This window comes from Pseudomonas sp. JL3 (genome assembly GCF_031570575.1).
Classification (GTDB): Bacteria; Pseudomonadota; Gammaproteobacteria; order Pseudomonadales; family Pseudomonadaceae; genus Aquipseudomonas; species Aquipseudomonas cucumis.
In genome coordinates, this window is record NZ_JAKWJK010000021.1 from 13,112 (window position 1) to 33,376 (window position 20,265).

The window sequence follows — 20,265 nt, forward strand, 5'->3', positions numbered from 1 at the left end:
GATGCTGGACTCTCTGCTCGTTCCCACCGCAATCGTTGCCTTGGCCGAAATCGGCGACAAGACGCAACTGCTCGCGCTCATTCTCGCTGCCCGCTTTCGCAAACCCTGGCCAATCATCGCCGGCATCGTCGCCGCGACCCTGGCCAACCATGCGGCAGCCGGTGCGGTAGGCGCCTGGTTCGGCAGTTTCTTCTCGAATGCGACGTTGCACTGGATCCTCGCCGCGAGCTTCACCGCCACGGCCCTGTGGACGCTGGTGCCGGACAAAATGGACGAAGACGAAGCCAGCACCGCCCGCAAGTTCGGGCCGTTCCTGACCACGCTGATTGCGTTCTTCCTCGCGGAAATGGGCGACAAGACCCAAGTCGCAACGGTGATGCTTGCCGCGCAATACCCGGATCTGTGGCTGGTGATCATCGGCACCACCGCCGGGATGTTGATTGCCAACGTGCCGGTGGTACTGGCAGGTAACTTTGCGGCGGACAAACTGCCCTTGACCCTGATCCGTCGCCTGGCGGCGTCGGCATTCCTGATCCTGGCGATTGTTGCGGTGTACAAGGCGATGCAGAGCAGTGGGTGGGTTTGACACGACAACCCGATCGTTCCCACGCTCTGCGTGGGAATGCATCCGGTGACGCTCCGCGTCACGACGTTAAAGCGGACGCGGAGCGTCCATGGCGGCATTCCCACGCAGAACGTGGGAACGATCACTTACTCAGGATTTCCTGGCTTTCTCATACAACGGCATAACCTTCGGAATCGCCGCCTGCAAGGCAGCAATCCGACTGGCCGACGCCGGGTGAGTGCTCAAGAATTCTGGCGGCGCGCCATTCGAGGCTTTGCTCATCTTGTTCCACAGGGTGATCGCTGCGTTCGGGTTGTACCCGGCGCGGGCCGCCAATTCGAGGCCGATCAAGTCTGCTTCGTTTTCATTGCCGCGACTGTTGGGCAAGGTCATGCCGTATTTCGCCACGGTGTCCGCCAGAGCCAGGCCGCCCTCGCCCAGGCCGAACAACGCACCAGCACCCTGCTTGGCCATTTCGATACCGTAGGCCTTGGACATGGCTTCGCGACCGTGCTCACGCAAGGCGTGGGCGATTTCATGGCCGATGATGGCGGCGATTTCATCGTCGGTGAGTTGCAGGGTGTCGATCAGCCCGGAGTAGAAAATGATCTTGCCGCCAGGCCCGCAGGAGGCATTCAGTTCGTCACTCTTGATCAGGTTCACTTCCCATTGCCACTGGGCCGAATCCGGACGGAACACCGGCGCCTGGGCAATCAGCCGACTGGAGATCGCCTGCACGCGCTTGGCATCATTACTGGTTTTGTCCAGCACGCCTTTGCTGCTCGCCTCCCCGACGGTCTTTTGATAAGACTGGGCGTACATCTGGTTGACCTCGGCGGTCGACAACATGCTGAACATGTATTGCTTGCGCTCAACGCCCACGGCACCACCGCTGGTGGTGTTCACAGACTGACAACCGGCGAGCAGCAGACCTGCGCTCAGTGCACACACAACCAATGTCTTATTCATCAAAAAGCTCCCTGGAAACATGCGGCGTATCGTAGGTGGGGATTTGTATCGGCGCCAGATACAACGGACGTGTAACACGTACATTTCAGACAAAGTCCCGATCACCGTAGGAAAAAATTCATACAACAGCGCCCACCCCCGGCCGATCACGGCCAGCAATGTTTCACTTACGACATCCAGCACTCCAAAACAGTCAATTCGTCACACCGCGCTCATGACTTTCCGGCCTCGTGCCGATACAGCTCTGCAGACGTCCTCTTGCGTGCGGAGCACCCATGAAATTCAAGTCGATCCAGTTTTCCGTTGCCGCCCTGGCCGGCGCCATTGTGCTCAGCGTCGTGGCAGCCCTGGTGCTGTATGCGCTGTTTTCCGGCGCCCGGACCCAAGACATGGTTCAGGAACGGACTCAGGCGCAGTTCGAGCAAGTCATCGAACAACGCCTGACGTCGCTGGCGCAAACCCAGGTCAGCCAGATCCAGCGCGAACTCGAAGCGCCGCTGCTGATTGCCGGCGGTCTGGTGCGGGTCAATGCGCTGATCGGCACACCAGGCGCCGACGGCCAGCCGCAACTGAGCCTGAGCCGTGAGCAACTGATCAGCCTGATCAAGGAAAACGTCGCCCGGAACCCGAAAATTCTCGGCACCTACATTGGTTGGGAAAAAAACGCACTCGACCACAACGATGCGGCCTACGTCGACACTCAAGTAGTCGGCATCGACGCCAGCAACGGGCGCTTCCTGCCGTGGTGGTTCCGCAACGAAGACGGCAGCCTGGGCCTGGACAAACTGGTGGACGTCGACGACCAGAAAACCCTGTCCACCGGCGTGCGCGCCAGCGAGTACTACCTGTGCTCCAAAGAAACCAAAAAATCCTGCGTGATCGATCCGGCGCCCTACAAGGTCGGAGACAAGATCGTCATGCTCGCCTCTTTCATTGAACCGATCATGCTCAATGGCGCGTTCCAGGGCATCGTCGGCGCCGACCTGTCGGTGAACTTCATCCAGGAAATGCTCCTGGGGGCGAATCAGAAACTGTACAGCGGTGCCGGTGAAATGGCCCTGATCGGCGGTAATGGCCGGATCGTCGCCTACACCAAAGACCCGAGCAAATTCGGCGAAAAGGTCAGCGACATCCTCGACAGCAAGCAGATTGCCAACATGGCCAATCTCAAGCGCGGCGAAGTGACTTACACCGTCGACAAGGCCCAGGGCCGGATCGAGTTGTACCTGCCCTTCGGCATCGGCCAGACCGACGCCCGCTGGACCTTGATGCTGCAACTGCCGCTGAACGCGGTAATGGCTGATCTGCAAAAACTTCAGGGTGATCTGGACGCACAGCGCAAATCCGACACCTTTGGCATGGCCATGGTCGGCCTGTTGATCGCCGGTATCGGTTTGTTGGTGATCTGGCTGGTAGGCCACGGAATTGCCCGGCCACTGAAGCAAATGGTCGCGATGCTCGATGACATCGCTCAAGGCGAAGGCGATTTGACCCGTCGATTGACCAGCGACCGCGCCGACGAATTGGGCTCGATCGCCAAAGGCTTCAACACCTTCCTCGCCAAGTTGCAGGCGATGATTACGCAAGTGGTGACATCGGTGCAGAGCGTCAGCGATTCGTCGGAACACACCGCCGACATCGCCATTCGCACCAACATCGGCGTGCATAAACAAATGGCCGAGATTGATCAGGTCGCGACCGCCGTACATGAAATGACCGCCACCGCCCAGGATGTCGCGCGCAATGCGACCCAGGCCGCGCAAGCCGCCAGCCATGCGGATCAGGCAGCGGCGCAAGGCATGCAAATCGTCCGGGATACGTCGAATTCAATTGGCGTTTTGGCGGTAGAAATCGGCAAAGCCGTCGGCGTGGTGCAGACCCTGGCCAAGGACAGCGAAAACATCAACGCGATCCTGACGGCCATTCGCGGCATCGCCGAGCAGACCAACCTGCTGGCCTTGAATGCCGCCATCGAAGCCGCCCGTGCCGGTGAGCAGGGTCGTGGGTTTGCAGTGGTGGCCGATGAAGTGCGCAACCTGGCGCAGAAAACCCAGAAGGCCACGGAAGAAATCCAGACCATGATCCAGCAACTGCAGCAAGGCACCCGCGATGTGGTGCGGGTCATGGAAGACAGCCAGAACCGCACCGACGAAAGCGTGCAACACGCGGCGAAAGCGGCCGAAGCGCTGGAGACCATTACGCAGGCGGTGTCGGTGATCAACGACATGAACACCCAGATCGCCAGCGCCGCCGAGGAACAGAGCGCGGTGGCGGACGACATCAACCGTAACGTGATCAACATCGGTCAAGTGGCCAATGAAGTGGCCGGTGGAGCGGATGAATCGAGCGCGGCCAGTGCGGATTTGACCAAGTTGGCGGAACAGCAGCGGCGGTTGATCAATCAGTTCAAGGTTTGAGTTTTATAATCGTTCCCCACGCTCTGCGTAGTAATGCAGCCATGGACGCTCCGCGTCCACTGTGACGCAGAGCGTCACGGGATTCATTCCCACGCGGAGCGTGGGAACGATCATTACGCGCTCAACCCGGCGTCAAACACTCCGGCCCATTAAGCTTCGGATCATTCACCAGGTTCGCCAGCACCCGCTCACGCAACGCCGCGGGCTCACTGGCCAGCAACGCCTGCAAGGCATGCAACGGCGTTTCGGGGTTAAGCCAGGCTTCCTGTCCCGCCGCATCGAGAATCAACGGTCGACGCTGACTCGAAGCCGGCTGGGTGATCACCGCCGTACTCAACCACACCTGCTCCTGCACCGGATACGCCTCCCAGATTGCCGCGAAAAACAGCGCCGAGCCCTCCCCCGGAGTGAGCCAATATGGACGTTTGCGTGTGGTGCCGCGCCACTCATAGAAACCATTGGCCGGCAGCAGGCAACGACGCAGACGCAAGGCTTCGCGGAACATCGGCTGTTCGGCAACGGTTTCGGCGCGGGCATGGGCCGGGGTGCGGGACAGGTCGGTCAGCCACGGCGGCGTCAGGCCCCAGCGGGCGCGGGCCAACTCACGTTGCCCGTCTGCGCCGGCACGCAGCATCAACACCGAATCGTTGGGGGAGATATTCCACTGGGCCTGCTGATCGGCGGGGAATCCGGGCAGGGCCGCGAAAGCGGGGTTCCAGCGAAACAGGGCATAACGTCCACACATGGGGCAATACGACTCTTGATCAAACGAACGTCAGCCTAACAGACCAACGTGCCGGGAAAACTGTCCGGTTCATCGCCGGACAGTGGCAGCGCGGCATTGTACGCGGCGATCAGCTCCCGGGCGTATTCGGCCTGATCGTTATCGACCGACAAGCCCAGCAGGCCGGACATCGGCAACTCTCCTGTGCCGCCGATCAAATCCCGCCCCATCAGATGCGCCTCGACACCCTCGCTGGCCAGCATGCTCAGCAACAATTCGCCTTCCATCAGGTTTTCCGGCTCGTAGATGCGCTGCATGGGTGAACCCCTTCATTCGTTTTCGCTGTAGACGTCGAGGTGCCATTCCTCACCGTGAACCTGCAATACAAAGGTAATGGGACGACAACACACCGGACAATCCTCGATATAGGTCTGATCACCGCCAGACAAATCCAGAACAGCCTCGACTTCTTCACCGCAATACGGACATTCATACTGCGCAGTTTCCAGCATCGCGGTCTCCCAAGTGACTTGTGCGTATAATCGCCGGTCTATTTGCAGGGCTATTTTCGTCTGGCTACCTTTTCAGACCGTGCCCTGTTGGTTTTCGATCAAAACCTTTACTTACCCTAGCCGTTTCTAACAAGAGAGCATGATGGGCGAATTCGATGCCATCCGACCTTACGACGACAGCGAAGTCCCAGCGGTGCTGGCACGGCTGCTCGGCGACAAGGCGTTTCTAGATATCCTCACCCACTTCCGCTTCCCGCGTTTTGCCGGCGCTTTAGGCTGGGCGCTCAAACCTCTTATAGCGCATCGGCTGCGCCGTGAGTTCGCCGGCATCACGTCGGTGGCCACCTTGCAGGACAAAGTCGAGTTTTACGTCGACCACACCATCGAGCGTGCCACGGACGGGGTGACCTACACCGGCGTGGAGCAATTCAAGTCCGGCAGCGCCTACCTGTTCATCGCCAACCACCGCGACATCGTGATGGACCCGGCCTTCGTCAACTACGCCGTGTACCACGCCGGCCTGCCGACCCCACGCATTGCCATTGGCGACAACCTGCTGCAAAAACCTTTTGTCAGCGATCTGATGCGTCTGAACAAGAGCTTCATCGTGCACCGTTCGATCACCGGTCGCCGTGAAAAAATGGCGGCGTATCAGCTGTTGTCGGCGTACATCAACCACTCGATCCGCAACGACTGCGCCTCGATCTGGATCGCCCAGGCTGAAGGCCGGGCCAAGGACGGCGACGACCGCACCGAGTCGGCGATCCTCAAGATGTTCCACATGAGCCGCAAGGACGAGCCGTTCGGCGAAGTCATCCGTTCGCTGAACCTCACCCCGGTGTCGATCAGCTACGAATACGACCCGTGCGACCAGGCCAAAGCCCGCGAGCTGTACATCCGCGCCACCACCGGCAGCTACACCAAGGCACCGGGCGAGGATGACGTGAGCATCGCCAAAGGCATCACCGGTTACAAAGGCCGGGTCCACGTGAACTTCGCCGCGCCGATCACCGAGCTGTTCGAAGACACCAAGCAATTGGCGATCGAAATGGACAAGCAGATTCTCAGCGGTTACCGGTTGTTCCCGGCGCATTACCTGGCGTATGCGCAGTGGAAAGACGCCGACCCGCAACTGCAGGTGCCGAAAGCGGCCGAGGTGTTTGCAGCTGACGAACTGGCCAAGGCCCAGGAAGAATGGCAGCGCCGGCTGGATGCTTGCCCTGAGGAGCATCGTCCGTTCCTGGTGCTGCAATATGCGACGCCGGTGCGTAATCAGTATCGGGTCAAGGCCGGGTTGCCGCTTTAAGCGATTTCGGCTGAATACGACAACGGCGCCTTCGGGCGCCGTTTTTGTTTGTCTTGATGCGGTAGATCAGTCAGGCACTGTACCTGTGGCGAGGGAGCTTGCTCCCTCGCCACAGGGTCTGGTGTTAGAACTTCAGACGCGTGTGCTGATCCACGACACCAGCAACGCCATCCCGAGGCAGGCGAAACCGAAGCGGTAGAAAAACCGGTTCATGCGCAGGGTCGCCCAATCCAGCGTTGGCTCTTCACTGGGACGACTTTGGCGCTGCGCCTCGATACTGGCCAGGGCGCGCTGTTCGCGACGACGGGTGGCGTGCAGCAACCAGCCGCCCGGGCAGGCGAACAGCAAGGCCAGCAGATTGATCAATTTGGCGGGATGAGCAGTAAGAAGCGAAATCAATTGCAGCGACATCACAAACCTCAGGTAAAACCAGTGTGGCAGACGCCAACCGACGACCGTGGCGCGGATTCTACCGAAAGTGCTCCGGCCTGCCCCGGCTTTCCGACAAATAACGAAACCATTTAGCCGATTACTGTCCTGTGTCACGGCGCCGTCATCTGAATCCGCCAGTCTGTCGCCCCTCGAAACCGACACGGACTCCGTCATGCTCCACGCCGAAAACCAGGACCGCCTCTACCTCATTGCCCAAAGCGACGAACAACAAACCTTAGTCGGCAGCCTCGCCTTCAACGTTCAGGACCGGCATTGGCTGGTGTATTGCGCGCTGGGTGGGCATCAACATGCGGATTTGCCGGAAGCGGATTTGCTGACGGGGGTGAGTGTTCTGGATTTTTATTCGCAGGCGGCTTAGGCGTCCTACAAACGCAGTGATTGAAAGGGAAGATTCCGACAGGTTTTGAAGGTTGTCGCTCGGAAATGGGGTGGATAGGCTTTGGGGGTCGCTGGCAATTCGGCGACCGGGTCTGGAAAACCCGAAGTATAGGGTCACAGCAAATGACATAATGCGGCGCTTTTGTAGCTCCACAGTTATGGCGGCTGTACGTGGGAGACCTTCGGGTCTGCCGGGTTTGATCCTTTACCGGTTTTTCCAGTCCGCGTACAGCTGCCACCCTCTCGTCTGGAAAACGAAAAATGGCAGCTCCACTCGTTTTAAGGATCTTTGCCATGTTCAAGCCGACACCAAATCCGCCCGAAGCGGACAGCACTTCCCCTTACGAATCCCTCGATTCAAAAAAACTCCACGACGCCGCTAACCGCGCGCTCGATCACTACCTCAACCCAGCCGCCCTCAAATCCCCCGTAGCCCGCAAACCGAGCACGATGTATATGGTTGCGCCGGATATCAAAGACGAAGACCTGTTGGCCCACACCTGTGAATCGTTGGCCCAGGCCAGTGTGATGGCGAGTGATTTTGCGGGGTATCTGGAAGGGCCGCACCGGCACACGGCGATGGCGATTCAACAGATCGTCATGCTGGCAGAACTGGCGGTGAACCGAATGCTGGATAACGTGGGCGTACCAAAACCCGCGCCACACAGCTGATCCCTGTGGGAGCCGGGCTTGCCCGCGATGACGGATTAACATTCAACATTGATATTGACTGACACTCAGCCACCGCGGGCAAGCCTCGCTCCCACAATGAATCTGCGGGCACAAAAAACCCGGTGTCATCACTGACACCGGGTTCCTTAAACAAACCGCAAACCGTTACTCGGCAAGCACCTGACCAATCGTCGGGTCCTTGAACAAGCGGGTCAACGCATCACTCAACACATCACTGACCAGCTTGGTGTTGGTTTCCTGATTCGGCGCCATGCCAAAACGCTGATCCAGCGATGCACCGTAGCGACCGCTGTAACGACGGTTGGCATTCTGCACATCCGAACGGAACGTCGCGCCAATCGTTGCCTCAGTCACATACAGGCCTTCTTTGGGCGACTGATACTTCAGCTCGGCCAGGGTCACCGTCAATTGCGGTGCATTCAGCGCATTGGCCGTCGGGGTAAAGCCCAGCAAGCGTACGGCCGCCTCAGCCTGAGCCTGCAGCTTCGGCAGAATCTGCGCGCCCTGCACGGTGATCGCACTGGTCTCCGGATACAGACCACCACGGGTCCCCAGGGTAGGCGATGGACGACCATCCACCACACGCACCACCACCGGCTGACCACGGCCGACCGGCGCCAGCTGAGCTGTCAGCTTGGGTTCCGGGTTCAGTTGTTGCGGGCTGTGGGCGCAGCCGACGAGGGTCAAACTGGTCACAGTGATCAAACCGAACAACAGGCGTTGCAACATGCTCTTCTCTCCAGAATCAGGCACAAACAGGCCCGCAGTATAGCGGTGCGCCACTGCGGCGAACTAGCTTCGCACAACGATTACTGAAATCTCTGACAAACCCGGCAGAGCGCGGTTCCTGTCACACATCTGTCACCGCCCATACACATGCACGTCATCGCTCACTGGCAACCTTCATCTCAGTCACCCCACAAGGTACTTTTGCCATGCGTTTTCTCATCTCGCTGTTCGCGCCACGCCCGCTGCATCGCTGCTTTGCCCTGCTCGACCGCAATGGTCGCTGCCAGGCGTTCAAACAGTGCAGCCTGCAGCCCATGGGCGATGGCTGGGTCGAAATCGAAGAAATCCGACTCAACTGGCTGCACCATCCCCTGCCCGCCAGCGCCCGTGTCAGCCAGCGCCAGCCACGTGCGCGGGCGCAACAACTGTTGAGCACCTGACCGGACGCCTAATAAAAGTCATTAAACACGACCATTTCCCTGCGTTTCTTCGTTACAATCTCCCCCCGATTATAAGGACGTCTCCTGATCGGGCCTCGCAGCATCGTCAATGCCTCGGTATTGACACCCCCGCACCGCCCACAGAGAGCCGCCCACACAGATCGAGTGAAGCTGGCGCGCTTGCTGTTCCTCAAGCAAAACACCACTTTTCGCGAATCTGCAGAGCTGTCATTACGCTCGGTCACTGAGCTGTTTGCCCGTTTTGCTTGTCATGTACCTCATGGCGGCAATCCATCCGGGCACGGTGCCAGGCTGGGACAGCCCTTTTTTGAGGTTCACGTCTTCAAAAGAGCGTGAAAAAAACGGGTTTTCACAACTTCACAAGAGTGTGGCGAGCAAATGAATAGTTTTGCGTCTGAACATGCACCATTAGCGTCTACAACAGCCCAACGACACAGGACCGAGTACTCCTCGAACACCGGAGCCTGAAGCCTGTCCGCTACGGATTTGGTTGCACAAACGGATGTCTCGACCATAAGTCGAATTGCCAGCCGCGTGCCGAAATGAGTTCATGTGACTCTTGAAGCCAGGCCGCATGCATCCGTCGAAGTTGCGAAAAATTGCGAAGATTCGGACATGGCGATCCTGGCCATGGGTACCTGGGGCATCACTGACACGCCCCGGAACGCCTGGCAGCCATGCCGACAATTTGGTGCTGCAGATTTTGGAGACGCGTTAAATGGCGCATAACGAAGCAGTCGACGTAGTACTGGTTGGGGCCGGCATCATGAGTGCCACCCTTGCTGTACTGCTCAAAGAGCTCGACCCCGCAATCAAGCTGGAAGTCGTCGAGCTGATGGATTCCGGTGCCGCGGAGAGTTCCAATCCGTGGAACAACGCCGGTACCGGTCACGCCGGGCTGTGTGAGCTGAACTACACGCCGCAGGCCGCGGACGGCACCGTCGACATCAAGAAAGCCGTGCACATCAACACCCAGTTCGAGGTGTCGAAGCAGTTCTGGTCCTACCTGACCAAGAAAGGCACATTCGGCTCGTGCAAGTCGTTCATCAGCCCGGTGCCGCACCTGAGTTTCGTGCAGGGCGAGGACGGCGTCTCCTTCCTCAAGGAGCGCTTCAAGACGCTGAGCAAGCACCACGCCTTCGCCGACATGGAATACACCGAAGACAAGGCCAAAATGGCCGAGTGGATGCCGTTGATGATGCCGGGCCGCCCGGCTGACGAAGTCCTCGCCGCTACCCGCGTGATGAACGGCACCGACGTCAACTTCGGCGCCCTGACCAATCAGTTGCTTCAGCACCTGACCAGCGCACCCGATGCCCAGGTCAAGTACTGCAAGCGTGTGACTGGCCTGAAGCGTAACAACGGTGGCTGGACTGTCAGCATCAAGGACGTCAACAGCGGCAATACCCGTGAAGTCGACGCCAAGTTCGTCTTCCTCGGCGCCGGCGGTGCGGCATTGCCATTGCTGCAAGCTTCGGGCATCGAAGAAAGCAAAGGCTTCGGCGGTTTCCCGATCAGCGGCCAATGGCTGCGTTGCGACAATCCGGAAGTGGTCAAGCACCACCAGGCCAAGGTCTACAGCCAGGCTGCGGTAGGTTCGCCACCGATGTCCGTGCCGCACCTGGACACCCGGGTGGTCGATGGCAAGAAGTCCCTGCTGTTCGGACCTTACGCCGGTTTCACCACCAAGTTCCTCAAGCACGGCTCGTTCATGGACCTGCCGATGTCGGTCCGCGCCGGCAACATCGGCCCGATGCTGGCCGTGGCGAAAAACAACATGGACCTGACCAAGTACCTGGTCAGCGAAGTGATGCAGTCGATGGAGCAGCGCCTGGAATCCCTGCGTCGCTTTTATCCACAGGCGAAAGCCGAAGATTGGCGCCTGGAAGTGGCCGGCCAACGGGTACAGATCATCAAGAAAGACCCGAAGAAAGGCGGCGTTCTGCAGTTCGGTACCGAACTGGTCGCGGCCAAGGACGGTTCCCTTGCTGCCCTGCTCGGCGCTTCGCCAGGCGCATCGGTGACCGTTTCGATCATGCTTGAGCTGATCGAAAAATGCTTCCCGAACAAAGCGTCCGGTGAATGGGCTGCCAAACTGGCGGAAATCTTCCCGGCTCGGGAAAAGGTTCTGGAAACCGACGCTGCGCTGTACCGCAAGATCAATGCGCACAACAACGTCGCGCTGGAACTGGTTGAGGCCAGTAACGAGACCGAAAGCTACGCTTGATTCGGTGGCCTAAAAAAACGCCCCGTCCTCATTGAGGGCGGGGCGTTTTTTATTGATCTTCGCCAGCCTTGGAAAAAGATCTTTTGATCTTAACCGCGAGCCTTGTTGATCAGCTCGATGTACTCGGCGGCGTTGCGCTGATCCTGAATCAGGGCAACGAAGTCATTGCCGCGCTCGTCCTTGCCGTCCAGATCGTAGCCGGCTTCAACAAAGAACGTCAGAAAACGCTCGAAGTCATCGATGCGCAGGCCACGGTACGCCTTGATCAGTTTGTGCAGCGACGGGGAAGTGGCGTCGACCGGCTCAAAATCGAGGAACAGCTTGATCTGCTCATCGCCGATCTCGTCACCAATCACTTGCTTCTTATCTTTACGCATTGCCGACTCCAGCTCGCTGACATTTCACGGGGCGGGCAGTTTACCCCTGCGCAGGCGCCAGGCTCAACGCGGACGAACGCTGCCTGTGTGCAAATCGGCCCAGATATGGCCGTTGGCGTAGCTCAGAAACTGGCAATACACCGTGTCGTTGCGCAACAAGTCGATCACCACCCGGTACTGAGCCAACGGGTAATAAAGTGTCAGGGTTTTGCTTTTTTCGTCGTAGATCGGCTTTTTCAGGCTTTTGCTTTCGCCATCGAAGTTGACCAGCACCTGGCTGATGGTCGCGCCCTTGTTCAAGGATTTGCCCTTGAGACGGATCAGCAATGGCGAGGTGACCGGAATCGGCTGTTGGTTGGACTGGCGCTGGCTGCCGATCACCACCGAATAATCGGTGACCTGCAACAGTTGCTGCTGCTCTGGTTCGACGTCACGCAGGGTCAGGTCGTCCGGGGGCAAAAACTGCGAGTGCATCGGCGACGGGGCGGCGGCCAGGGGCAGGCTGAGGGTCAGCAACAGGACGGCGCAGCTGCGGGTCAAAAGGCTCATGACAGGCTCCGGGGGCGGGGTCGAGCACTCTAGCATGAGGATCCACCGGGCGAATCACCGATCCAGGTCAATACTCTGGAAGACAAGGCTGGGCATACTGAAAGAGCTTTCAGCCCTATTTCGACAGTGCGCCGTCTATTGTGGAGTACCCATGTCATTCTCCATGCCCCCGTTGTTCGCCGCCTGGCGTCAGACCTGGCGCGCAGGTTATAGCCTCAGACGTTTGCGCGGCGATATCAGCGCCGGGGTGACGGTAGGGATTATCGCCATCCCTCTGGCCATGGCCCTGGCGATTGCGGTGGGGGTAGCGCCCCAGCAAGGTTTGTATACGGTGCTGATCGCCGCGCCGCTGATCGCTCTGACGGGAGGCTCGCGCTTCAATGTCAGCGGGCCGACAGCCGCATTTGTGGTGATATTGCTGCCGATCACCCAACAATATGGTCTGGGCGGCCTGCTGCTTTGCACCATGCTTGCCGGGGCAATCCTGATTGCCTTGGGACTGATTCGGGCCGGGCGGCTGATTCAGTACATCCCTTATCCAGTGACCCTGGGCTTTACCGCCGGGATCGGCATTGTCATCGCCACCCTTCAATTAAAGGATTTGCTGGGCCTGAGCACCGCCGGGCATGCTGAACATTACATCGAACAATTAGGTGAGCTGCTCCAGGCGCTACCCAGCGCTCGCCTGGGGGACGGGATCATCGGCGTTATGTGCCTGGCGGTTCTGATCGTCTGGCCGCGCTTCGTGCCGCGAATTCCGGGGCATCTGGTGGCGCTGGCCGTCGGCGCGTTGCTGGGGCTGGCGCTGGAAGGCGGCGGGTTACCGATTGCGACGCTGGGCGAACGCTTCAGCTATATCGTCGACGGCGTCAGTCACCCCGGCATTCCACCGTTTCTGCCGAGCTTCGACTGGCCATGGAATCTGCCGGGGCCCAATGGTCAGCCGCTGCATTTGTCTTACGACCTGATCCGCCAATTAATGGCGCCAGCGTTCGCCATTGCCATGCTCGGCGCCATCGAATCGTTGCTGTGCGCGGTGGTAGCCGATGGCATGACGGGCAGCAAACATGACCCCAATGCCGAACTCCTGGGTCAGGGCATCGGTAACCTGGTCGCCCCACTGTTCGGCGGTATTACCGCCACCGCGGCGATCGCCCGCAGCGCCACCAACGTGCGCAGTGGGGCGTTTTCGCCATTGGCGGCGATTATCCACAGTGCGGTGGTGTTGCTGGCGATACTCGCCCTCGCCCCGCTGTTCAGCTACTTGCCGATGGCGGCGCTGGCGGCATTGCTGGTAATGGTGGCGTGGAACATGAGCGAGGCCCGGCACGTCGTCCACACCTTGCGCATTGCACCGCGCAGCGATGTGCTGGTCTTGCTGACCTGCCTGAGCCTGACGGTGCTGTTCGACATGGTGCTGGCCGTCGCCGTCGGCCTGCTGCTGGCCGCCGGTCTGTTCATCAAACGCATGAGCGACCTCACGGACACCGCCGAACTGCCTCGCGAGTTCCATCAAGCCTTACAGAATATGCCGGCGCATGTTCGTTGCTATGCGATACGCGGGCCGCTGTTTTTCGGCGCGGCGGAAAAAGCCCTGGGCGTGCTGCGCAAATTCAGCCCGGAGGTCAAAGTGGTGATCGTCGAGATGAGTGCCGTCCCCATGCTGGACATGACGGCGCTGGCGGCCTTCGACAATATTCTCAGGGATTACCGCACCGACGGCATCGGCCTGATTCTGGTCGGAACCGCTCCACGGGTCCGCCTGAAACTCAGGCGCGCGGGCATCCATCGGGAACAGCGCAAGTTGGCCTATGTGAATAACCTGGAACAGGCTCGACGAAAAAGCGAACGCTGGCTCGCCGGACAGGACTGAATGCGCAGTTCAAGCAAACTGCGCATGCATCCTGATGTGAGGCTCAACGTGCCTGGCGACATATAGCCCCCAGACAGTCACCCTGTTTACATGCCCTTAACGGCAAAAATCCCGTTAGCGTTACGCCAGTAGCCTTTGTAATCCATGCCGTAACCGAAGATGTAACGGTCGATGCACGGCAGGCCGACGAAATCGGCCTTCAGGTCCGGGCGAGCCTTGCGGTCGTGGTCCTTGTCGATCAGCACGGCGGTGTGCACGGCGCGGGCGCCAGCGTGTTTGCAGAAATCGATGATCGCGCCCAGGGTGTGACCTTCATCGAGGATGTCGTCGATGATCAGCACATCACGGTCGATGAACGAGACCTCCGGCTTGGCTTTCCAGAACAGGTCGCCGCCGCTGGTTTCGTTGCGATAGCGGGTGGCGTGCAGGTAGGACGCTTCCAACGGGAAGTTCAGATGGGTCAGCAGTTTGCCGGAGAAAATCAGCCCGCCGTTCATCACGCAGAACACCACCGGGTTACGTTCAGCCAGCTGATCGTTGATTTGTGCACCGACGCGGGCGATGGCCGCCTCGACTTCAGCTTCGGTGTACAGGCAGTCAGCCTCTCGCATGATTTGACGGATATGCTCGAGATCAGCGGACATGGCGCTCTCCAGGGGGATGGTAAAGGGAGGGACGGATTCGGAAAAGCGGGCAAAGGTACGCATCAAGCGAGGCCAGATCAAGCGTTTGTGGACTAACGTTCTGTATGTCTATAGGACAACACCCTCGGATAGATTAATCTAGGCCGGTTTTTTTGCCCGCCGCCGGAGCCTTTCCCATGCCCATCCTCGAGATCCGCCATCCGCTGATCCGTCATAAACTTGGCCTTATGCGCCGCGCCGACATTAGCACGAAGAATTTCCGTGAGCTCGCTCAGGAAGTCGGTGCCCTGCTGACCTATGAAGCCACCAAAGACCTGCCGCTGGAAAGCTACGACATCGAAGGCTGGTGCGGCACGGTGTCAGTCGAGAAAATCGCCGGCAAGAAGATTACCGTGGTGCCGATCCTGCGTGCCGGTATCGGCATGCTCGAAGGCGTGCTGAGCCTGATCCCGGGCGCCAAAGTCAGCGCCGTGGGCGTGGCCCGCAACGAGGAAACCCTCGAAGCCCACACCTACCTGGAAAAACTGGTGCCGGAAATCGACGAGCGCCTGGCGATGATCATCGACCCGATGCTCGCTACCGGCGGCTCGATGGTCGCCACCATCGACTTGCTGAAAAAGGCTGGCTGCAAAGACATCCGCGCGATGGTTTTGGTGGCCGCCCCTGAAGGCATCGCCGCCGTGGAAAAGGCTCACCCGGACGTGACCATCTACACCGCTTCCATTGACCAGAAACTGAACGAACACGGCTACATCATCCCAGGCTTGGGCGATGCCGGTGACAAGATCTTCGGCACCAAGCAGAAGGACGCTTGAGCATGCAGCAAGAGTTCAACGATCCGCTCTGGCGCACAGTGTTGTCGGGTGCGCAGATGCTGTTCGTGGCCTTTGGCGCGCTGGTGTTGATGCCATTGATTACCGGCCTCGACCCTAACGTGGCGCTGTTCACCGCAGGCCTTGGGACGATTCTGTTCCAGATCGTCACCGGGCGTCAGGTGCCGGTGTTCCTCGCCTCGAGCTTTGCCTTCATCACGCCGATCATTCTCGCCAAGGGCCAGTTTGGCCTGGCAGCGACCATGGGCGGTGTGATGGCGGCCGGTTTCGTCTACACCTTCCTCGGCCTTGCCGTGAAGATCAAAGGCACCGGGTTCATCGACCGCCTGCTGCCACCGGTGGTGATTGGCCCGGTGATCATCTCCATCGGCCTGGCCATGGCGCCGATCGCCGCCAACATGGCGATGGGCAAGGCCGGCGACGGCACGGAGCTGATTCCTTACCAGACGGCGATGTTGATCTCGATGCCGGCGCTGCTGACCACCCTGATCGTCGCAGTGTTCGGCAAAGGCATTTTCCGCCTGGTGCCGATCATCTCCGGTGTGTTGGTGGGTTTTGCCATGGCGTTCTATTTCGGGGTGGTCGACACCGCAAAGATTGCTGCTGCACCGTGGTTCGCGATTCCACAGTTCACGGCGCCGGAATTCAACTGGCAGGCCATTCTGTTCATCGTTCCGGTGGCCCTCGCGCCAGCGATCGAACACATCGGCGGCGTGATTGCAGTCGGTAGCGTGACCGGTCGCGATTACCTGAAAAAGCCCGGCCTGCACCGCACCCTGCTCGGCGATGGCATTGCCACCACCGCGGCCGGCCTGTTTGGCGGCCCACCCAACACCACCTACGCCGAAGTGACTGGCGCAGTGATGCTGACCAAAAACTACAACCCGAAGATCATGACCTGGGCGGCGATCTTTGCGATCAGCCTGGCGTTCATCGGCAAGTTCGGTGCCCTGCTGCAAAGCATCCCGGTACCGGTAATGGGCGGGATTCTGTGCCTGTTGTTCGGTTCGATTGCAGCAGTGGGGATGAACACAATGATTCGCCACAAGATCGACTTGGGCGAAGCCCGCAATCTGGTGATTGTCTCGGTGACGCTGGTGTTCGGGATTGGCGGTGTGCTGGTCGGCACCGGTACCGGCCCGGATGATTTCGGCCTCAAAGGCATCGCGCTGTGCGCGGTGGTGGCGATTGCGCTGAACCTGTTGCTGCCGGGCCATGACAGCTGGAAGCACAAGCAGGCGGAAGAGCCATTGTTGTAAGCCAGCCTTAAGAATGTCTTCGCGGGCAAGCCTCGCTCCTACAGGAATACGTCGTCTCATTGATCGACATAAAACCAAGGAGCGAGGCTTGCCCGCGAAGCTTTTGAAGATTTAAAGCGCCAACGGTGCTCGCTCACATAATGCGTTCAACGCCTCGGCCCATTGCGGATCATCGTTGAGGCACGGCACCAGCACCAACTCCTCCCCTCCCGCTTCGCGGAACTGCTCCTTCCCACGATCGCCGATTTCTTCCAGGGTTTCGATGCAATCGGCGACGAATGCCGGGCACATCACCAGGACTTTCTTCACGCCGTTTTTGGCCAACTCATCGAGGCGCGCTTCGGTGTAGGGTTCAATCCACTTGGCACGCCCCAGACGCGACTGGAACGACACCGACCACTTGCCATCCGGCAGGCCCATGCGCTTGGCAAACTCTGACGCAGTGCGCAGGCACTGAGCGCGGTAGCAAGTGGCTAATACTTCCGGTGAAGCGTTCTGACAGCAATTTTCGCTTTTAAAGCAATGGTGACCGGTGGGGTCGATCTTGGTCAGGTGCCGTTCCGGCAAACCATGAAAGCTCAGTAGCAGATGATCGTAATCCTGTTGCAAATACGGCGTGGCGCTGGCCACCAGAGCTTCGAGGTATTCCGGCTGATCGTAGAACGGCTGGAGAATCGAGAACTGCACGTCGAGTTTCTTCTCCCGCACCACTCGCTTGGCTTCTTCGATCACCGTGGTCACGGTGCTGTCGGCGAACTGCGGATAGAGCGGCGCCAGAGTGACTTTTTTGTGACCCTGAGCCGCCAGGCGAACCAGCGTCGACTCAATGGATGGCTCGCCGTAGCGCATCGCCAGTTCTACCGGCCCGTGGGTCCATTGCGCGGTCATGGCCCGTTGCAGACGACGGCTGAGCACCACCAGTGGCGAGCCGTCCGCCCACCAGATCGACGCATAAGCGTGGGCCGACTGCTCGGGGCGTTTGATCAGAATCAACGACACCAGCAAGCGCCGCACCGGCCACGGCAGGTCGATCACATATGGGTCCATCAGAAATTGATTGAGGTAGCTGCGCACATCCGCCACCGAGGTGGAAGCGGGCGAACCCAGGTTGACCAGAAGCAACGCGTGATCGGTCATGCAACGTCCTATTTCAGAGGCGGCTGGACAGGTCGTCCAACGCCGCACGCAAATCAGTGAACTGGAAAGTGAAACCCGCTTCCAGCAAGCGAGCCGGCATGGCCTTCTGGCCACCCAGCAACAACAATGACAACTCGCCCAGACACACCTTCAACACGAGGGTCGGCATCGGCATGAACGCCGGACGATGCAACACGCTACCCAACGTTTGGGCGAATTCACGATTGCGCACCGGTTTGGGCGCGCAGGCATTATATGGACCGCTGGCCTCATTGCGATGCAGAAGAAAATCAATCAGGGCGATTTGATCCTTGATATGAATCCATGGCATCCACTGCCGACCATTGCCGAGCGGCCCGCCCAGCCCCAATTTGAACGGCAACAACAGCCGCGACAAAAAGCCGCCCTCGGCGGACAGCACCAACCCGGTACGAATGAGGATCACGCGTATGCCCAAGGCTTCGGCGCGCTGCGCGGTTTCTTCCCAGGCGATGCACAACTGGCTGGCGAAATCATCGATGACCGGTGGCGATTCTTCAGTCAACTCTCGCTCACCACCATCGCCGTACCAACCAATCGCGGAGCCGGAAATCAATACCTGCGGTTTCTGCTCGCGGCTTTCGAGCCAGGCCAGCAAGGTTTCGGTCAAGGTGATCCGACTGCTCCACAACAAGGCTTTGCGCTTATGAGTCCAGAGCCGATCGGCAATCGGCGCCCCCGCGAGATTGATAATGGCATCTACCGGTTCTTGACCCAGGTCCTCAAGCCGTGCGATTCCACGTACCTGAGTGCCACAGACTTTGGCGACTTTTGCAGGCGTGCGACTCCAGACCGTCAGGCGATGCCCCTGGCTCAACCAGTGCTGGCAGAGCTGACGTCCTATCAAACCAGTACCGCCGGTCAGCAATATGTGCATGACATCTTCCTCGCGTGGCGTTTTACCCGGATCACTAGTCTATTTTTATAAGCAGGGATCTTTGGTATCGGGCAGTCTCTGTGCTTAACAATAGGCCAAGCTGTCAGAACGAGAACGCTAAAAGTTATACCAAAAAACAATATTGTACAGGTTTGAACCACGGCGTAGTCTGTACAGAAAGGTAAACGAGGCCCCTATGACTGTACCTATCGCAATCATCGGCACCGGCATCGCCGGACTCTCAGCCGCCCAGGCCCTTACGGAGGCCGGGCATGTCGTTCAACTTTTCGATAAAAGCCGCGGCAGTGGCGGACGCATGTCGAGCAAGCGCAGCGATGCGGGAGCTCTGGACATGGGCGCGCAGTATTTCACTGCTCGCGATCGCCGCTTTGTCACCGAAGTCCAGCGCTGGCAAACCAACGGCTGGGTCGCCGTGTGGACGCCGCAGCTCTATACCTTCCACGGCGGCCAGCTCAAACCTTCGCCGGACGAACAGACACGCTGGGTCGGCACGCCACGCATGAGCGCAATCACGCGCGGCCTGCTTGGGGATCTGGAAGTGCATTTCGCCTGCCGCATCACCGAGGTTTATCGCGGTGAAGAGCATTGGCATCTGCAAGACGCCGAAGGCTTCACCCATGGTCCGTTCAGCCATGTCGTCATTGCCACGCCCGCCCCTCAGGCGACCGCGCTGCTGGCGACCGCGCCGAAACTCGCCGGGGCCGCTGCCGGGGTAAAAATGGAACCCACCTGGGCCGTCGCGCTGGCGTTCGACACACCACTGGAAACGCCTATCGAAGGCTGCTTCGTGCAGGACAGCCCTCTCGACTGGCTGGCGCGCAACCGTAGCAAACCGGGACGCGACACTACCCTCGACACCTGGGTACTGCACGCCACCAGTACCTGGAGCCGCCAGCATATCGACCTGCCCAAGGAAGCGGTGATCGAGCAATTGCACGGTGCCTTTGCCGAACTGCTGCACGACGCCATGCCTGCTCCAACCTTCAGTCTCGCTCACCGCTGGCTGTATGCCCGGCCGGCCAGCAGTCATGAATGGGGTGCCTTGGCCGATGCCGATCTGGGCTTGTATGTGTGCGGCGACTGGTGCCTTTCGGGCCGTGTCGAGGGCGCGTGGCTCAGCGGTCAGGAAGCAGCCCGCCGGCTGCACGAACATCTGCAGTGAATTGATTCAAGTCCAACCCGCTGCTGTCGCCTTGGCAGCAGCCGCGCAAAAAACCTATAC

At 59.4% G+C, this 20,265-nt stretch carries 22 protein-coding genes and 1 pseudogene; 12 read left to right on the forward strand and 11 right to left on the reverse strand.

Annotated elements, in window-relative coordinates; translation table 11 throughout:
* Window position 1 precedes the first annotated feature (1 nt).
* Window positions 2-586: a TMEM165/GDT1 family protein gene (locus MMG91_RS25335; RefSeq protein ID WP_032830419.1), complete on the forward strand. Its 585-nt coding sequence runs from the start codon at window positions 2-4 to the stop codon at window positions 584-586.
* A 129-nt stretch (window positions 587-715) separates the two neighbouring features.
* On the opposite strand, the gene MMG91_RS25340 is transcribed toward MMG91_RS25335, so the two are convergent.
* On the reverse strand, window positions 716-1,534 hold the full coding sequence (locus MMG91_RS25340; protein WP_310661062.1) for a M48 family metallopeptidase: 819 nt from the start codon (window positions 1,532-1,534) through the stop codon (window positions 716-718).
* A 1,364-nt stretch (window positions 1,535-2,898) separates the two neighbouring features.
* On the opposite strand from MMG91_RS25340, the pseudogene MMG91_RS29060 reads away from it, so the two are divergent.
* Window positions 2,899-3,096: pseudogene (locus MMG91_RS29060) on the forward strand (HAMP domain-containing protein); the annotation flags it as partial.
* Window positions 3,097-3,207: 111 nt separating this feature from the next.
* A complete protein-coding gene (locus tag MMG91_RS29065; protein ID WP_371916308.1) occupies window positions 3,208-3,951 on the forward strand; it encodes a methyl-accepting chemotaxis protein in 744 nt (247 codons plus the stop codon).
* A gap of 121 nt (window positions 3,952-4,072) precedes the next feature.
* Here MMG91_RS29065 and MMG91_RS25350 read toward each other — a convergent pair whose 3' ends face one another.
* The 3 genes from MMG91_RS25350 to MMG91_RS25360 are packed head-to-tail and all read right to left on the reverse strand — an operon-like array spanning window position 4,073 to window position 5,187.
* Window positions 4,073-4,696, reverse strand: a complete 624-nt coding sequence (locus MMG91_RS25350) for an SOS response-associated peptidase (RefSeq protein WP_038981601.1) — start codon at window positions 4,694-4,696, stop codon at window positions 4,073-4,075.
* A 35-nt stretch (window positions 4,697-4,731) separates the two neighbouring features.
* Window positions 4,732-4,992 carry a putative signal transducing protein gene (locus tag MMG91_RS25355; protein WP_310661063.1) on the reverse strand — a complete coding sequence of 87 codons (261 nt, stop codon included), beginning with the start codon at window positions 4,990-4,992 and terminating at the stop codon, window positions 4,732-4,734.
* Between the two features lie 12 nt (window positions 4,993-5,004).
* Window positions 5,005-5,187, reverse strand: a complete 183-nt coding sequence (locus MMG91_RS25360) for a CPXCG motif-containing cysteine-rich protein (protein ID WP_018929594.1) — start codon at window positions 5,185-5,187, stop codon at window positions 5,005-5,007.
* 139 nt (window positions 5,188-5,326) lie between these two features.
* Between MMG91_RS25360 and MMG91_RS25365 the strand changes: the two genes are divergently transcribed.
* Entirely contained in the window at window positions 5,327-6,493 is a 1,167-nt protein-coding gene (locus MMG91_RS25365; RefSeq protein ID WP_305446861.1) for a 1-acyl-sn-glycerol-3-phosphate acyltransferase, read from the forward strand.
* 132 nt (window positions 6,494-6,625) lie between these two features.
* Here the strand turns inward: MMG91_RS25365 and MMG91_RS25370 are convergent, their stop codons facing one another.
* Complete coding sequence (locus tag MMG91_RS25370; RefSeq protein ID WP_305446862.1) at window positions 6,626-6,904, reverse strand: hypothetical protein; 279 nt, start codon at window positions 6,902-6,904, stop codon at window positions 6,626-6,628.
* 193 nt (window positions 6,905-7,097) lie between these two features.
* Between MMG91_RS25370 and MMG91_RS25375 the strand changes: the two genes are divergently transcribed.
* Together MMG91_RS25375 and MMG91_RS25380 are read left to right on the forward strand one after the other, a co-directional pair.
* On the forward strand, window positions 7,098-7,304 hold the full coding sequence (locus tag MMG91_RS25375) for a hypothetical protein (RefSeq protein ID WP_305446863.1): 207 nt from the start codon (window positions 7,098-7,100) through the stop codon (window positions 7,302-7,304).
* A gap of 314 nt (window positions 7,305-7,618) precedes the next feature.
* Window positions 7,619-7,996: a DUF6124 family protein gene (locus MMG91_RS25380; RefSeq protein WP_310661064.1), complete on the forward strand. Its 378-nt coding sequence runs from the start codon at window positions 7,619-7,621 to the stop codon at window positions 7,994-7,996.
* A gap of 165 nt (window positions 7,997-8,161) precedes the next feature.
* On the opposite strand, the gene MMG91_RS25385 is transcribed toward MMG91_RS25380, so the two are convergent.
* A complete protein-coding gene (locus tag MMG91_RS25385; protein ID WP_007905851.1) occupies window positions 8,162-8,746 on the reverse strand; it encodes a YajG family lipoprotein in 585 nt (194 codons plus the stop codon).
* A 206-nt stretch (window positions 8,747-8,952) separates the two neighbouring features.
* On the opposite strand from MMG91_RS25385, the gene MMG91_RS25390 reads away from it, so the two are divergent.
* Both MMG91_RS25390 and mqo read left to right on the forward strand, forming a co-directional pair.
* Complete coding sequence (locus MMG91_RS25390; RefSeq protein WP_305446864.1) at window positions 8,953-9,186, forward strand: hypothetical protein; 234 nt, start codon at window positions 8,953-8,955, stop codon at window positions 9,184-9,186.
* 739 nt (window positions 9,187-9,925) lie between these two features.
* Complete coding sequence (gene mqo / locus MMG91_RS25395) at window positions 9,926-11,434, forward strand: malate dehydrogenase (quinone) (protein ID WP_305446865.1); 1,509 nt, start codon at window positions 9,926-9,928, stop codon at window positions 11,432-11,434.
* Between the two features lie 89 nt (window positions 11,435-11,523).
* Here the strand turns inward: mqo and MMG91_RS25400 are convergent, their stop codons facing one another.
* Entirely contained in the window at window positions 11,524-11,811 is a 288-nt protein-coding gene (locus MMG91_RS25400) for a PA4642 family protein (RefSeq protein ID WP_305503238.1), read from the reverse strand.
* 63 nt (window positions 11,812-11,874) lie between these two features.
* Window positions 11,875-12,360, reverse strand: coding sequence for a hypothetical protein (locus MMG91_RS25405; protein WP_305446867.1), 486 nt, complete (start codon window positions 12,358-12,360; stop codon window positions 11,875-11,877).
* A gap of 151 nt (window positions 12,361-12,511) precedes the next feature.
* Between MMG91_RS25405 and dauA the strand changes: the two genes are divergently transcribed.
* Entirely contained in the window at window positions 12,512-14,233 is a 1,722-nt protein-coding gene (gene dauA / locus MMG91_RS25410; RefSeq protein WP_310661065.1) for a C4-dicarboxylic acid transporter DauA, read from the forward strand.
* A gap of 86 nt (window positions 14,234-14,319) precedes the next feature.
* On the opposite strand, the gene MMG91_RS25415 is transcribed toward dauA, so the two are convergent.
* On the reverse strand, window positions 14,320-14,877 hold the full coding sequence (locus MMG91_RS25415) for a hypoxanthine-guanine phosphoribosyltransferase (RefSeq protein ID WP_052965782.1): 558 nt from the start codon (window positions 14,875-14,877) through the stop codon (window positions 14,320-14,322).
* A gap of 176 nt (window positions 14,878-15,053) precedes the next feature.
* Here MMG91_RS25415 and upp point away from each other — a divergent pair, with 176 nt between their 5' ends.
* Both upp and MMG91_RS25425 read left to right on the forward strand, forming a co-directional pair.
* Window positions 15,054-15,692, forward strand: a complete 639-nt coding sequence (upp, locus tag MMG91_RS25420; protein WP_223488058.1) for a uracil phosphoribosyltransferase — start codon at window positions 15,054-15,056, stop codon at window positions 15,690-15,692.
* Between the two features lie 2 nt (window positions 15,693-15,694).
* A complete protein-coding gene (locus tag MMG91_RS25425) occupies window positions 15,695-16,969 on the forward strand; it encodes a uracil-xanthine permease family protein (protein ID WP_305503242.1) in 1,275 nt (424 codons plus the stop codon).
* Window positions 16,970-17,080: 111 nt separating this feature from the next.
* Here the strand turns inward: MMG91_RS25425 and hemH are convergent, their stop codons facing one another.
* Both hemH and MMG91_RS25435 read right to left on the reverse strand, forming a co-directional pair.
* A complete protein-coding gene (hemH, locus tag MMG91_RS25430) occupies window positions 17,081-18,106 on the reverse strand; it encodes a ferrochelatase (RefSeq protein ID WP_310661066.1) in 1,026 nt (341 codons plus the stop codon).
* A 13-nt stretch (window positions 18,107-18,119) separates the two neighbouring features.
* Window positions 18,120-19,022: a TIGR01777 family oxidoreductase gene (locus MMG91_RS25435; RefSeq protein ID WP_310661067.1), complete on the reverse strand. Its 903-nt coding sequence runs from the start codon at window positions 19,020-19,022 to the stop codon at window positions 18,120-18,122.
* Between the two features lie 196 nt (window positions 19,023-19,218).
* Here MMG91_RS25435 and MMG91_RS25440 point away from each other — a divergent pair, with 196 nt between their 5' ends.
* Entirely contained in the window at window positions 19,219-20,205 is a 987-nt protein-coding gene (locus MMG91_RS25440) for an NAD(P)/FAD-dependent oxidoreductase (protein WP_310661068.1), read from the forward strand.
* Window positions 20,206-20,265 lie beyond the last annotated feature (60 nt).

What these genes read in the sequence shown, in the direction of transcription:
- MMG91_RS25350 (WP_038981601.1), bottom strand. Translation starts at nt 4,696, where the DNA reads ATGTGTGGACGTTATGCCCTGTTTCGCTGGAACCCCGCTTTCGCGGCC.
- MMG91_RS25440 (WP_310661068.1), top strand. Translation starts at nt 19,219, where the DNA reads ATGACTGTACCTATCGCAATCATCGGCACCGGCATCGCCGGACTCTCA.
- MMG91_RS25415 (WP_052965782.1), bottom strand. Translation starts at nt 14,877, where the DNA reads ATGTCCGCTGATCTCGAGCATATCCGTCAAATCATGCGAGAGGCTGAC.
- MMG91_RS25355 (WP_310661063.1), bottom strand. Translation starts at nt 4,992, where the DNA reads ATGCAGCGCATCTACGAGCCGGAAAACCTGATGGAAGGCGAATTGTTG.
- mqo (WP_305446865.1), top strand. Translation starts at nt 9,926, where the DNA reads ATGGCGCATAACGAAGCAGTCGACGTAGTACTGGTTGGGGCCGGCATC.
- MMG91_RS25390 (WP_305446864.1), top strand. Translation starts at nt 8,953, where the DNA reads ATGCGTTTTCTCATCTCGCTGTTCGCGCCACGCCCGCTGCATCGCTGC.
- MMG91_RS25385 (WP_007905851.1), bottom strand. Translation starts at nt 8,746, where the DNA reads ATGTTGCAACGCCTGTTGTTCGGTTTGATCACTGTGACCAGTTTGACC.
- MMG91_RS25370 (WP_305446862.1), bottom strand. Translation starts at nt 6,904, where the DNA reads ATGTCGCTGCAATTGATTTCGCTTCTTACTGCTCATCCCGCCAAATTG.
- MMG91_RS29065 (WP_371916308.1), top strand. Translation starts at nt 3,208, where the DNA reads ATGGCCGAGATTGATCAGGTCGCGACCGCCGTACATGAAATGACCGCC.
- MMG91_RS25365 (WP_305446861.1), top strand. Translation starts at nt 5,327, where the DNA reads ATGATGGGCGAATTCGATGCCATCCGACCTTACGACGACAGCGAAGTC.
- MMG91_RS25375 (WP_305446863.1), top strand. Translation starts at nt 7,098, where the DNA reads ATGCTCCACGCCGAAAACCAGGACCGCCTCTACCTCATTGCCCAAAGC.
- upp (WP_223488058.1), top strand. Translation starts at nt 15,054, where the DNA reads ATGCCCATCCTCGAGATCCGCCATCCGCTGATCCGTCATAAACTTGGC.
- MMG91_RS25340 (WP_310661062.1), bottom strand. Translation starts at nt 1,534, where the DNA reads ATGAATAAGACATTGGTTGTGTGTGCACTGAGCGCAGGTCTGCTGCTC.
- MMG91_RS25400 (WP_305503238.1), bottom strand. Translation starts at nt 11,811, where the DNA reads ATGCGTAAAGATAAGAAGCAAGTGATTGGTGACGAGATCGGCGATGAG.
- MMG91_RS25360 (WP_018929594.1), bottom strand. Translation starts at nt 5,187, where the DNA reads ATGCTGGAAACTGCGCAGTATGAATGTCCGTATTGCGGTGAAGAAGTC.
- MMG91_RS25405 (WP_305446867.1), bottom strand. Translation starts at nt 12,360, where the DNA reads ATGAGCCTTTTGACCCGCAGCTGCGCCGTCCTGTTGCTGACCCTCAGC.
- MMG91_RS25335 (WP_032830419.1), top strand. Translation starts at nt 2, where the DNA reads ATGCTGGACTCTCTGCTCGTTCCCACCGCAATCGTTGCCTTGGCCGAA.
- MMG91_RS25435 (WP_310661067.1), bottom strand. Translation starts at nt 19,022, where the DNA reads ATGCACATATTGCTGACCGGCGGTACTGGTTTGATAGGACGTCAGCTC.
- dauA (WP_310661065.1), top strand. Translation starts at nt 12,512, where the DNA reads ATGTCATTCTCCATGCCCCCGTTGTTCGCCGCCTGGCGTCAGACCTGG.
- hemH (WP_310661066.1), bottom strand. Translation starts at nt 18,106, where the DNA reads ATGACCGATCACGCGTTGCTTCTGGTCAACCTGGGTTCGCCCGCTTCC.
- MMG91_RS25380 (WP_310661064.1), top strand. Translation starts at nt 7,619, where the DNA reads ATGTTCAAGCCGACACCAAATCCGCCCGAAGCGGACAGCACTTCCCCT.
- MMG91_RS25425 (WP_305503242.1), top strand. Translation starts at nt 15,695, where the DNA reads ATGCAGCAAGAGTTCAACGATCCGCTCTGGCGCACAGTGTTGTCGGGT.